We start from the raw sequence: 12,689 nt of genomic DNA, 5'->3' as shown, positions 1-12,689 counted from the left end.
CCATGCCCTTCCGGCGGTTAGGCTGCATTGGAATGGAGGTTGCCACCTTTGTGCGAAGAAAGCGTCTCGGTCACATCCAGAATCAACGAAACCGTTCCATCCCCAAGGATAGTGGCGCCGGCGATACTGCTGATTTTCATAAAGTTGCTTTCCAAGCTTTTAATCACCACTTGCTGTTGCCCCAGCAAATCGTCGACAAAGATGCCGGCACGACGACCGCCGTCTTCAACCACCACCAACAGCCCTTCTTCCAAATCGGTTCGCGCATCGGCAATACCGAGTTTGTCGTGCAAGCGAATCACCGGAATGTAGCTGTCACGCAATTTGTACAATTCGGTTTGGCCCGCAATCCCTTTGACAAGGGATTTGTCGACCTGAATGGATTCCACAATCGATACCAGTGGGAAAACGTAAGTCTCGGAACCGACTTTCGCCAACTGACCGTCCAGAATCGCCAGGGTCAACGGCAAACGGATGGTAAAGACACTGCCCTTGCCCTGTTCCGTTTTCACTTCAACGGAACCGCCCAAGCCGCGGATATTACGACGAACGACGTCCATCCCCACACCGCGCCCGGAAATATCACTGATCACATCGGCGGTTGAGAAACCCGGATGGAAAATCAAATCAATGACTTCCTCATCGCTCATTTTGATGTCTTCATCAATCACGCCCTTTTCAATGGCTTTTTGACGAATTTTATCGGCGTGAATCCCCGCGCCATCATCGGTAATCTGAATCAGAATATTGCCACCCTGGTGGAAAGCCGCCAATTTAACGGTACCGGTTTCCGGTTTCCCGGCTGCCAAGCGGACATCCGGTGCTTCAACCCCGTGGTCAATCGAGTTACGCACGATGTGCACAAGCGGATCGGTCAAGGCTTCCAGCATGGTTTTATCCAACTCGGTGCCTTCCCCTTCCATCACCAGTTCGATTTTCTTGCCCAGCTTCTGGCTGACGTCATGCACGATACGTGGCATACGGTTGAAGGCAAAACTTACCGGCAACATGCGGATGTTCATCACGCTTTCCTGCAAATCACGCGTATGGCGTTCCAAATGGGTCAGCCCTTCTTTGAGTTTATCGGCCCAATCCGAGGTGCCGCCTTCGTTTTGCTCGGCCTGTTCGCCGAACTGGCTCAGCATAGACTGAGTGATGACCAATTCGCCAACCAGGTTGACCAATTGATCGATTTTGCTCAAATCGACACGAATCGAACTGTCCTGTTTCGGGGCCGGTGCGGAAGCTTTCGCCGCCGGCTTTTTAGCAGCCGGTTTGGCCGCAACCGCTGGTGCCGCCGATTCGGCTGATTGCGCCGGGGCCGCGGTTTCCGCGGGCTTTTCCGCAGCGGCTTCTACAACTGGCACTTCGGCCGCGGCTGGAGGCGTAATGGTGATTTCGGCACCGTCACCATCGATCCATTCGAAAACTTCTTTGACGTCTTCTTCATTGATGTTGTCGCCGGACAAATGCAACGTCCATTTCAGGAACAGTTCTTCCGGGTTCAACTCGGCGATGTCTTCCGGCAACGCGGAATCATCTACCGTCACTTCAACGGTGCCCAACGTTTCCAATTCGCGGAAAATACGAATCGGCTCGTTACCGGTTTGCAATAATTCTTTTTCAGGCAGTACTTCGATGGTCCAGACGCCGCCCGCACTTGGTGCGGCAACCGGCGCTTCGGTAACCGCTTCAGCCGGTGCTGAGGCCGGCGCAGCACCCGAGCCATCATGACTGAGAATAGCTTCTAAGGCCTGCTGCACTTCCGACGCTTTTTCATCATCGATTTCTTCGTGGTTTTGCAGGCGCGTCATCATGTCCCGCAACACATCCACCGCTTGCAACATGACGTCTGTGGCTTCCTGAGTGACATCACGACGTCCGTCGCGCATTTCATCCAGCAAGGTTTCCAAAACGTGGGTGAAATCGATGATTTCATTGAATCCGAAGGTACCGCTTCCACCTTTGATGGAGTGGGCTGCACGGAAAATTTCGTTGATCTTTTCATTATCCGGGGTGCCGGGCTCCAACTCCAGTAACCCGGCTTCCATCACGTCCAACCCTTCAAAACTTTCTTCCAGGTAGGTTTGTCGAAACGTTTCCATCATGTCCATAGCGGTATCCTCAGAACAGTTCTACATCACCCTCAACAGGCTTCGATCCAATATTATTAATATAACGGCTTTCTTCTGCAGCCAATGTTTGGTTATGCATCGCATTCAATCGTCTCACCCGTACCCGACCGGAATTCGGGTAATATAAAATTTTTCTCGGATAGACATCGCCGATGTCTTGCGAAACGATTTTAAAGCCTTCCGTATAAATGTAATCAAACGCAAAGCCAATATTGTACCAACCAATGTTGGTGGTGGAGCTCATGATGCGCCCGCCCCCGAACAATTTGAACTCCAAACGATCGCGCTTGGCGCCCAAATTCAGCAAGGCGTTGACCAGGTTTTCCATGGCATAGTTGCCGTAACGGTTGGCATCCGACAGCTCGGAGGCACCAGTGGCGTTCTTATCCACCGGCAACATAAAGTGATTCATCCCGCCGACCCCCGTGACCGGATCCCGGACACAGGCCGAAATACAAGACCCTAAAACCGTTTCAATGCGCTCGTTTTCTCGTGTTACGTAAAACTCACCCGGTAAAATTTTATAGGTTGTGATGCCCTCGGCTGGATCCACACTTTTTTGCATAATTCGGTCAAACCCGTCTGCGATACTTGTTGTTTTTATAGCTGTAATACTCGCATTTATTCAAAAAAGTGGCAAGTATTACTTGCATAATTTTATGGTTTTTGCCTAGCTTCCCGAGCTTGTTTTTGCGCTTGGCGGCGCTTTTTGAAGAAACGGCTCAACATCTCACCGGTTTGATCCGCCATCACACCGCTTGTGACCGCCATCTGATGATTCAAGTGTTCATGCTGCACCAAATTCATCAACGAGCCGGCCGAACCGGTGCGCAGGTCAGCCGCACCGAACACCAAACGTTTGATACGGGCATGCACCAAGGCACTGGCACACATCGGACAGGGTTCCAAAGTGACGTAAAGGGTTAAATCGACCAATCGATAATTCTGCCAGGCCTGGCCAGCAGCGCGCAGTGCCACCACTTCGGCGTGTGCCGTCGGGTCATGCGATTGAATGGTTTGGTTCCAGCCTTCGGCCACCAGTTCGTTTTGGTGAACCAATACGGCGCCGACGGGCACTTCGCCCTGGCTTTCCGCTTTTTCGGCCAGCGTGATGGCATGTTGCATCCAAAACCGGTCTTGTTCGGTTTGAGACAAGGCGTCAGGACACAACATGAATCGAATCGGAGGGGTTTATTCCCACTCAATAGTCGCCGGTGGCTTACTGGAGATGTCGTAAGTCACTCGGGTAATGCGAGGGATTTCATTGATGATACGGTTCGAGACTTTTTCCAAGAATTCGTACGGCAGATGCGCCCAACGCGCCGTCATGAAATCGATGGTTTCAACGGCGCGCAAAGCCACCACATAATCGTAACGGCGCGCATCTCCAACCACACCGACTGATTTCACCGGTAAGAACACCGTGAACGCCTGTGAGGTTTTGTCGTACAAATCCGCGGCACGCAACTCTTCAATGAAGATGTGATCCGCCAAGCGCAAAATATCAGCGTACTCTTTTTTGACTTCGCCCAGAATACGAACCCCCAAACCCGGTCCTGGGAAAGGGTGACGATATACCATATCCGACGGCAAGCCCAGCGCAACGCCCAACTTACGAACTTCATCCTTGAACAGTTCGCGCAACGGCTCCAGCAACTCCAGCTTCATATCTTCCGGTAAACCACCGACGTTGTGGTGAGACTTGATGACTTTGGCCTTACCGGTTTTCGAACCGGCGGACTCAATCACATCCGGATAGATGGTGCCCTGAGCCAACCACTTCACGCTGGTCAACTTACCGGCTTCCTGATCGAAGATTTCAATAAAGGAATGCCCGATGATTTTGCGTTTCTTTTCCGGATCGGCTTCGCCTTTCAAAGCGTCCATAAAATAGTCTTCCGCATCGACACGAATGACCTTAATCCCCATGTTCTCGGCAAACATCGCCATGACCTGATCGCCTTCCTGATGGCGAAGCAAGCCGTGATCAACGAAAACACAGGTGAGCTGCTCGCCGATAGCTTTGTGCAACAAAGCCGCCACGACCGAGGAATCCACCCCGCCGGACAAACCGAGCAACACTTCGTCGGAACCGACTTGCTCGCGAATTCGCTCCACACTGTCATCAATAATGTTTTCGGTGGTCCAAAGTTTTTCACAGCCACACAAGTCAACAATAAAACGCTCGATAATGCGCTGACCTTGCTTGGTGTGCGTCACTTCCGGGTGGAATTGAATGCCATAGAAACGTTTGTCTTCATTCGCCATCCCGGCCACCGGGCAATTCGGTGTAGACGCCATCAACTTGAACCCGTCCGGCATCGCATCGACACGATCCCCATGAGACATCCATACATCCAACATGCCGTGCCCTTCCGGCGTCACATGATCTTCGATGTCTTTCAGCAAATCGGTATGGCCGCGAGCGCGTACCTGAGCATAGCCATATTCATGCTCTTTGGCATGGATGACCTTCCCACCCAACTGTTCGGCCATGGTTTGCATCCCATAACAAATCCCGAGCACCGGCACACCCAACTCAAACACCATTTGCGGTGCCACTGGCGCGTCATCACCAATCACAGTTTCCGGACCACCGGAAAGGATAACCCCCTTGGCACCAAAATCGGCAATGACTTTTTCTTCGATATCCCAAGGTTCCACCTCGCAGTACACACCGATTTCACGAATGCGTCGAGCAATCAACTGGGTATATTGCGAACCGAAATCCAGAATTAAAATCCGATCTTGATGAATGTTGTTTTGTGACATATCTAGGAGGTTTCCAACTAAAAACTAAGAAAATATAAGACTTAAACCCATACGGCGCGCGCCGGCGCCGTTGGCATTACACGCGATAGTTCGGTGCCTCTTTGGTGATGGTGACATCGTGCACGTGGCTTTCGGCCATGCCGGCCCCGGTCACACGCACAAAACTTGGTTTGGTATTGAACTCATGAATGTCTTTACAGCCGGTATACCCCATGCTGGAGCGGATACCGCCCACCAATTGGTGGATAATCGGTGCCAACGCGCCTTTATAGGCCACGCGCCCTTCAATGCCTTCCGGCACCAGCTTGTCTGCGGCATTAGACGATTGGAAATAACGATCGGAAGATCCTTGTTTTTGTGACATGGCCCCCATGGAACCCATACCACGGTAGGACTTATAAGCACGCCCTTGATAGTATTCCACTTCGCCCGGAGACTCTTCTGTTCCCGCAAACATGCTACCCAGCATCACCGCAGAAGCACCGGCCACCAGCGCTTTGGCAACGTCACCGGAGAAACGGATACCGCCGTCGGCAATAATCGGAATGCCCGAATCTTTCAACGCCGCGGCCACATTGGCGATGGCCGATAACTGTGGCACACCAACACCGGCCACGATGCGCGTGGTACAAATCGAACCAGGACCGATCCCGACCTTGACCGCATCCGCACCGGCTTTCATCAAGTCCAGTGCGGCTTCTGCCGTTGCGATATTACCGCCGACCACGTCAATTTGCGGGTAATTTTCTTTCACCCATTTGACGCGATCCAGAACGCCTTGGGAATGCCCGTGCGCCGTATCAACAATAATCACATCCACACCGGCTTTTACCAGTGCCGCGACGCGATCCGGCGTATCCGCCCCGGTTCCCACGGCAGCCCCCACGCGCAAACGACCGTTTGAATCTTTCGCAGCGAACGGGTGTTCAGAGGATTTTTCCATATCCTTAACGGTGATCATCCCTTTCAGCTTAAAGGCATCATCCACCACCAACAAACGCTCCAAACGGTGTTCGTGCAACAGTTCCAGCACCACCTCACGTTTTTCCTTTTCCTTCACCGTCACCAAACGGTCCTTCGGCGTCATAATTTGCGAAACCGACTGGGAAACATCGTCCACATAACGTAAATCACGGCTGGTGACGATGCCGACCAGATCATCACCATCCATCACCGGCGCCGAAGACACGCGGTTTTCTAGTGTTTTGTCTAATACGGTCTGCACGGTATCGTTCACCTGTACGGTAATCGGTTCTAAAATCACACCATGCTCGTACTTCTTCACTTTGGTGACCACATGCGCCTGTTCGGCAATCGTCATATTCTTATGCACGATCCCGATTCCGCCTTCCTGTGCCATCGAAATAGCCAACCGCGCTTCGGTGACGGTGTCCATAGCCGCAGACACGAATGGAATATTCAATTCAATATTACGTGACAATCGTGTTTTCAACGACACGTCGGATGGCAACACATTCGAATGAGCGGGTACCAATAAAACGTCATCAAAAGTGAGGGCTTCTTGCAGGATGCGCATATATCTATCTACCTTTATAAATTTTATAGGCCAATTAGTATTTTTTGCGTAACCCCGGTCAAGCGGGCAAAAACACCAATTTAACTATTTATTTCAACAAGTTAAATGAAATAACCAGTTAAAAAACCTAAATAAAACATGAATTTTAGCTGAATAGTGTACATTATAAGGATTGACAGTGTCGGGGTAAACTTAATAAGTTATACACCCATACGAAAAATGTAAAAAAACGGGGCTGATTCAACGTTTTTTCGCTTTTATTCGTTCAGATTTGTGATTAGAATAATACCGAGCTTAGAAATCTTACAAAAACAAGCTTATTTTCGAACTTGGAGGATATACATGAAAAAATTATTTGTGAGTGCTGCTGTTGTTGCAACCATGTCGCTAGCCGCGTGTTCAACCAACCAGACGAAAGACCTTTCTTCTTACGACGACATCATCGGAGAAGCCGCTTCCATTCATGCCGAAGCTGCTAAAGACGGTTATGTCTGGAAACAGAAAGCCATGAAAAAAGCGTATGTTGATCACTACATCGCACTAGCTGAAGAAGCCAAGAAAAAAGGCGACGACGCGACGGCCATGAAATATGCGAAAGAAGCACTTAAATCCGCTAACGCTGAAATGAACCAAGAAGTGAAGTACGCGGACATCCAACCAGGTTGGATTAAAAAATAAGCTTGGCACTCAGCCGAACTGAATAAAAACCGCCAGGCCTGGCGGTTTTTTTATGTCTGAAATAATAGGCACAATATTACTGTCCATTATTTTCCATTCAAATATTGCTCATCGGTAAAGCAGCTCACCCATTCGGGCTTCATCAATACCAGCGCCAGAATCAACATGCCGTTCATAAACCCTTCCGGTATCGCCATTAAGGGGATATATGGGATAAACGAGCGTTCCAACGTCTCCAAACTCTGTACCCCGCTGAACCCCATCACCGCGGCGGCCACCAACAACGATACCACCGAGCTGATACCCGCTGCGAAAAAACCGTTCAACAACACAAACACAAAGAAATTACGATCCAGATATTTGTACGCCAGAATGGCAATCCACCACACAATCAAAATCGGCACCACCCCCATCATGACCATATTCAGTCCGTAAGCCATCCAACCGGCATTCCCGAGAATCGTCACCCCCAGTAACGCTACGCTCATGCATAAAATGGCGAACTGCGCACCGAACATCAAGGTTGTCAGAGCCGCCAGTAACAGATGGAAAGTGATGCCGCCACCGAGTGAAGCCCCGGAATTCCACAACAACAAGACGATGACCGTCATCCCCAAAAAGACATGCTGTGCTTCCTTGTCTTGAATTTTGTACCAAGGCGCGGTACGCACCGCCCAAAACAAAGCCGCCGCGCACAACAAGCCGCCACCGGCCAGCCAACCCCATGCCAATCCCGCATCTTGCAGATTCATATCGCCCCCTGTACCACCTTCGGTCGTTTCCAGCCATCCGGCCTCTTTTCAACAATCTTTACTGAGAAAAGTCGTCAAATCGATTATTATTTTACCCTCGCAAAATCAACCTGGGGTCAAAATGCGTCCTTTTAAAATCATTTTTGCCTTTTTATACGACTTACTGTTACTGTGCGCCGTCTGGTTTGTCGCCGCCATTCCGTTCGTTATCTGGCAAGGGCCGGGCTTTGAAAAAGAGACGGTCAAACTCGTGGCCTTTCAAGTGTACTTACTGGCCATCACCTATGTCTACCTCAGTTATTTCTGGGTGCTCAACGGCCAAACGCCCGGCTTACGCGTCTGGCACCTGCAAATCTTACGTCAGGACGGTTACATCATGACACGTCACAATGCCAATCTGCGATTTTTAACCGGCATACTGCTGTTTCCCATCGGCTGGCTGGGGCTATTCATCGGGCCCCAAAAGCAAACTTTGCAGGATTTACTCGCACAGACTAAAATAGTGCCCACTCAAAAAACGGAACCCAATCAATGACGATCATCATTCATGAAAACGCACTCACTTACGAGCAAAGCAAAGAGCTGTCTCGCACCTTCGGCACACCGGAAAAAAACCAGAATCATTTCAGAATCTACGCCGAGCAAGTCGACCAGGACAAATTGAAAAGCCTTTCCGACAAATGGCAGATTGACATGAATGTCCTGCCGGAAACATTCGATCCAACCAACGTCAAACTGGTCATCAGTGACATGGATTCCACCTTGATCGGCATCGAGTGCGTCGACGAAATCGCCGACATGATGAACATCAAACCACAGGTTGCGGAAATCACCGAAGCGGCCATGCGCGGTGAATTGAACTTCGAGGCCTCATTGACGCAACGCGTTCAATTACTGGCGGGATTGGAAACCGACGCCTTGCAAAAAGTATACGATGAACGCCTCTTCCTGAATTCCGGTGCCGAAACCTGGCTCAGCGGATTGAAAGAGCAAAAAATCGCTTTTTCCTTGGTTTCGGGCGGTTTCACCTTTTTCACGGAACGGCTACAAAAAGAACTCGATATCGATTTCACCCGCGCCAATGTCTTGGAAGAGGAAAACGGCCGTTTGACAGGCAAAGTCAAAGGCAGCATCGTCGGCGCGCAAGCCAAAGCCGATTTTTTACAGGAGCTGTGTGACCAGCTCGACATCTCGTTAAATCAAACCATCGCCATTGGCGACGGGGCCAATGATTTGTTGATGATGACCGAAGCGGGCCTCAGCATCGCTTATCACGCCAAACCGAAAGTGCAAGCCCAATCCAACGTGGCACTGAACTACGGCGGGCTAGACAAAGTCCTGGACTTTATTGGTTAAGCTTTCGCTCACATCACCAAACCGGGTGAAACGGCAATAAAAAAGCCCAACATGTGTTGGGCTTTTTTATGTTAAGTTGAAAGCCGTTAAAAATCAGAACATGTTCTTTTCATATTCTTGAACCGCGACAACGACATATTTCCCAAGCGTGGATTCATAGCCAGGCCATTGGCTGGCAGTATCCTTCATGAACGGCTCTTCCATCAGCTTCGGTTTGATTTCGAAATCCGACATTCCTTCATCGTAGTATTCGCCCGTCTTGTTATAAACCACTTCACAGAAGGTTTTAAAATCCGTAATCAGTTTCTGTCCGTCGTGTTTGCCATGCCCGGGAATGAATTGCTTCGCCGGCAACGCCGCCAATTGATCCATCGCGTCAATCGAGCCCAAGTAAGAACCGTCCGCCATATTGGCGATACGGCGCATCATCATGTCGCCGGAATAAACCGTCTGGTCCTCGACCACTTCCACGGCCAAATCGGCCACGGTGTGCACTCGCCCAAAATGATGGATTTTCAAAGTCGTATCACCGACTTTCATCACTTCACCGCCCTTCAACACTTTTGTCGGACTGGTCGCGACCGTACCGCTGATGGCGTTATCGGTATTACGCTGCATGAAACCGATCCAGAATTCTCCGGAACCGTTCTTAATCTGATCGATCACTTCCTGATGAGAGTAAATTTCCACGTCCGGGTTAGCTTTTACGAACGCATGATTCCCTAACCAGTGATCGCCATGGAAGTGAGTGTTAATGACCTTGATGACCGGCTTATCCGTAACGGTTTTGATCTGACGCAAAATCATCTCACCGATTTGCACCGACCCACCGGTATCGATCACAACCACACCTTCCGACGTGACGATGAAGCCCGGGTTACTGAAAAAGCCGAAGTTCTGCGGGGACGGCTCCGGGTCCTGAGCCATCAAGTAGTAACAGCGATCCGACACCTTCGTCACCGGCACATCCGGAACGTCTGGGCCTCGGATAATCATTTCATCACTGGCATACAGAGGCTTCAGCGCGGACATTCCGACCAAACCGGCCGTCAGACCAAAAGCGCTTTTGAATAAATCACGACGTCCCATTGAACTCATATCGTCTTCCTTTTTGTTCTTTTACAATTCGATTTTCGAAGGTTCGCTATTATAATCAATGCTTTCCGCAACCGCCATTGATGTTTTTTATCACGGTTCCGGCAGGGTCAACAACCTTCGGATAGATACAGCCTGCCACCGGCATTCAAGGTTTCTTAAAAATCTTCGATGGCTTATCTTATATAATGCTTGCGTTAAAGAATTCAACCTTACTCGAAAAATTGGCAAATATTATGGAACTACTGAAATCCTACCTTGATATCACCGTATTCAGCTTACTGGGGCTGATGAGCTTTATCATGGTATGGCTCACCATCGAACGTAAACTGTTTTTTTCCCGCTTAGACCTTTCCCAGTTTGACAGTTTGGAAGCGCTTAAAATCGCCACCACCAATAACCTCACCACCATCGCCAGTATCGGCTCCAATGCGCCTTATGTCGGTTTATTGGGCACTGTCCTCGGCATTCTGGTCACGTTTTATGAACTGGGCCTCAATAATCAAATCGAAACCGGCCAGATCATGATGGGCTTGGCGCTGGCTTTAAAAGCCACCGCGGGCGGTATTGCCCTGGCGATTCCCAGCATCATTATCTACAACGGGTTACTCCGCAAAGTGGATACGATTGAACTGGAATACCTGGCGATGCAAAAGCGCCAAACCCAAGCTTAAACTGCTGGAGCTGAGGCCATGAAACGATTCGACCAAATCAATGTCATCCCGATGATTGACGTCATGCTGGTACTGCTGGCGATCGTGCTGACCTCGGCCAGCTTCATCGTACAGGACAAGCTGGGCATTGACCTGCCCGAAACCCAGGAAACCCAAAGCTATCAACCGCCTGAAACCATCGACATCCGCCTGGCCATTGATGCCGACAACCAATTTTATCTGAACGACAACGCCATTACGCTGGCTGAGCTGGAAAACGCGTTGTTGTCGGCCAACCCGGACAAGCCTATTGAAATCCGAGTCGATCGCGCCACCGATTTCGGTTACTTCACCCAGTTAATCGACCTGCTGAAAAAGCACCAGCTACACAACCTGAACATTCTGACAAGGAAGCAGAATGGCTAAACCGGGCCGCTTGGCATTTTTCATCACCTTTACCCTTTACGCGGTGCTCGGTACCTTTTTATGGAAATCATTGAAAGTCCCGGCATTGGAAACGCAACTGGCACCGGTGGAAGTGACCACCGCCATGTTCCAATCCTTGCCGGAGCCGGAACCTAAGCCGGAACCTAAGCCGGAACCTAAGCCGGAACCAAAGCCGGAACCAAAGCCGGAACCAAAGCCGGAACCTAAACCGGAACCTAAACCGGAACCTAAACCGGAACCTAAATCCAAAACCAGTCAAACGCCGCCGCCAACGTCTCCTCCGGCCAAAGAACTGGCGCCGCAACCGCCGAAATATTCGGTGGCCGAACGCATCAAAGCCGAAGAACGCTATATGGCGGAGCTCAATCAGCAACTGGCGATGCTGGCGCAAGAGCATTATCCACGTCGTGCCAAACGTCGCCATCAACAAGGCATGGTGACGCTGCGATTCACCTTGCATGCCGACGGACGCATTACTGAAGAATCCATCGCGACACCCAGCCACTACGGGCTTTTGAACGACGCCACCCTGGACATCATCCGAACGTCACTCAACCATCGCTACAAACCGTTTCCGGAAGAAATGGGCACCTCACCGAGAGTGATTGAAGTGCCGATTGAATACATTTTGCGTTAGCGTAAAGTAGTTCGCCGGCCAAGGCTGGTTTCAGTCGACATTTTTGATAAAATGGCGTTTCGCAAAAACTGAGTGGACACTATGAATTATCAACCCGCCGAAAAATCGATTGCCGACGTCCAAGCCGACTTGGTCAAACGCTTCACCCATTTCGACAACTGGAAAGACCGTTACAAATACCTGATCGACATGGGCAAAGTGTTACAAAAAATGCCGGACGAATACAAAACCGAAGACAATCGTATTCACGGCTGCCAATCGCAAGTCTGGATTCACATTGAAGAGAAAGATGGCGTGCTTTATATGGAAGCCATGTCCGATGCCGCCATCGTTTCCGGGCTCATTGCCTTGTTGTTGAAAATTTATAACGGCCGCACACCTAAAGAAATCAAAGAAGCGCCGCTCGACTTCCTGGCCGACATCGGGCTACTACAACATTTGTCCGCCAACCGCTCCACTGGTTTGTATCACATGATCAAACGCATCCAATCGGAAGCCTCGGCTCGCCTGTAATCTCAAAGAGTACTTCTCACCAGGCCTGGCCATTTTCAGCAAAACCAGCGGATAATAAAAAAGGGCTCTGAGAGCCCTTTTTTAATGCCTTGACGCTTAATCTTTCAACCCATC

14 protein-coding genes are annotated in these 12,689 nt (G+C 50.2%); 7 read left to right on the top strand and 7 right to left on the bottom strand.

The window, feature by feature from the left end; genetic code table 11:
* Positions 1-17 precede the first annotated feature (17 nt).
* The 5 genes from AYJ59_RS05310 to guaB form a co-directional block, all read right to left on the bottom strand.
* Complete coding sequence (locus AYJ59_RS05310; protein ID WP_127119472.1) at positions 18-2,114, bottom strand: chemotaxis protein CheA; 2,097 nt, start codon at positions 2,112-2,114, stop codon at positions 18-20.
* A 10-nt stretch (positions 2,115-2,124) separates the two neighbouring features.
* Positions 2,125-2,700: a chemoreceptor glutamine deamidase CheD gene (cheD, locus tag AYJ59_RS05305; protein ID WP_029938494.1), complete on the bottom strand. Its 576-nt coding sequence runs from the start codon at positions 2,698-2,700 to the stop codon at positions 2,125-2,127.
* A 92-nt stretch (positions 2,701-2,792) separates the two neighbouring features.
* Complete coding sequence (tadA, locus tag AYJ59_RS05300) at positions 2,793-3,308, bottom strand: tRNA adenosine(34) deaminase TadA (protein ID WP_127119471.1); 516 nt, start codon at positions 3,306-3,308, stop codon at positions 2,793-2,795.
* Positions 3,309-3,326: 18 nt separating this feature from the next.
* Complete coding sequence (gene guaA, locus AYJ59_RS05295) at positions 3,327-4,907, bottom strand: glutamine-hydrolyzing GMP synthase (RefSeq protein WP_127119470.1); 1,581 nt, start codon at positions 4,905-4,907, stop codon at positions 3,327-3,329.
* 76 nt (positions 4,908-4,983) lie between these two features.
* The gene (gene guaB, locus AYJ59_RS05290; RefSeq protein ID WP_127119469.1) at positions 4,984-6,444 is read right to left on the bottom strand and encodes an IMP dehydrogenase; all 1,461 of its coding nucleotides are present in this window, start codon (positions 6,442-6,444) and stop codon (positions 4,984-4,986) included.
* Between the two features lie 342 nt (positions 6,445-6,786).
* Between guaB and AYJ59_RS05285 the strand changes: the two genes are divergently transcribed.
* Positions 6,787-7,122 carry a hypothetical protein gene (locus AYJ59_RS05285; protein WP_127119468.1) on the top strand — a complete coding sequence of 112 codons (336 nt, stop codon included), beginning with the start codon at positions 6,787-6,789 and terminating at the stop codon, positions 7,120-7,122.
* A gap of 86 nt (positions 7,123-7,208) precedes the next feature.
* Here AYJ59_RS05285 and AYJ59_RS05280 read toward each other — a convergent pair whose 3' ends face one another.
* Positions 7,209-7,874, bottom strand: a complete 666-nt coding sequence (locus tag AYJ59_RS05280) for an energy-coupling factor ABC transporter permease (protein WP_127119467.1) — start codon at positions 7,872-7,874, stop codon at positions 7,209-7,211.
* Positions 7,875-7,995: 121 nt separating this feature from the next.
* Between AYJ59_RS05280 and AYJ59_RS05275 the strand changes: the two genes are divergently transcribed.
* The gene (locus AYJ59_RS05275) at positions 7,996-8,409 is read left to right on the top strand and encodes an RDD family protein (RefSeq protein WP_029938500.1); all 414 of its coding nucleotides are present in this window, start codon (positions 7,996-7,998) and stop codon (positions 8,407-8,409) included.
* Entirely contained in the window at positions 8,406-9,230 is an 825-nt protein-coding gene (gene serB, locus AYJ59_RS05270) for a phosphoserine phosphatase SerB (protein ID WP_127119466.1), read from the top strand. The genes AYJ59_RS05275 and serB overlap by 4 nt, the downstream gene beginning before the upstream one ends.
* Positions 9,231-9,323: 93 nt before the next feature.
* Here the strand turns inward: serB and AYJ59_RS05265 are convergent, their stop codons facing one another.
* Positions 9,324-10,328: an MBL fold metallo-hydrolase gene (locus tag AYJ59_RS05265; RefSeq protein ID WP_127119465.1), complete on the bottom strand. Its 1,005-nt coding sequence runs from the start codon at positions 10,326-10,328 to the stop codon at positions 9,324-9,326.
* Between the two features lie 233 nt (positions 10,329-10,561).
* Between AYJ59_RS05265 and exbB the strand changes: the two genes are divergently transcribed.
* The 4 genes from exbB (at position 10,562) to AYJ59_RS05240 (ending at position 12,575) form a co-directional block, all read left to right on the top strand.
* Positions 10,562-10,999 (top strand): TonB-system energizer ExbB, encoded by a 438-nt coding sequence (gene exbB, locus AYJ59_RS05260; RefSeq protein WP_029938503.1) that lies wholly within the window; start codon positions 10,562-10,564, stop codon positions 10,997-10,999.
* 18 nt (positions 11,000-11,017) lie between these two features.
* The gene (locus AYJ59_RS05255) at positions 11,018-11,404 is read left to right on the top strand and encodes an ExbD/TolR family protein (RefSeq protein ID WP_029938504.1); all 387 of its coding nucleotides are present in this window, start codon (positions 11,018-11,020) and stop codon (positions 11,402-11,404) included.
* Entirely contained in the window at positions 11,397-12,062 is a 666-nt protein-coding gene (locus AYJ59_RS12945) for an energy transducer TonB (protein WP_164730737.1), read from the top strand. The genes AYJ59_RS05255 and AYJ59_RS12945 overlap by 8 nt, the downstream gene beginning before the upstream one ends.
* A gap of 81 nt (positions 12,063-12,143) precedes the next feature.
* Positions 12,144-12,575 (top strand): SufE family protein, encoded by a 432-nt coding sequence (locus tag AYJ59_RS05240; RefSeq protein WP_029938506.1) that lies wholly within the window; start codon positions 12,144-12,146, stop codon positions 12,573-12,575.
* The last annotated feature ends 114 nt before the right edge of the window (positions 12,576-12,689 follow it).

Origin of the sequence: Thiomicrospira sp. S5, assembly GCF_003991075.1 — a bacterium.
GTDB classification, from domain to species: domain Bacteria; phylum Pseudomonadota; class Gammaproteobacteria; order Thiomicrospirales; family Thiomicrospiraceae; genus Hydrogenovibrio; species Hydrogenovibrio thermophilus.
Note: the sequence above shows the minus strand (reverse complement) of the source record. Positions and strands in the feature narration are given on the sequence as shown.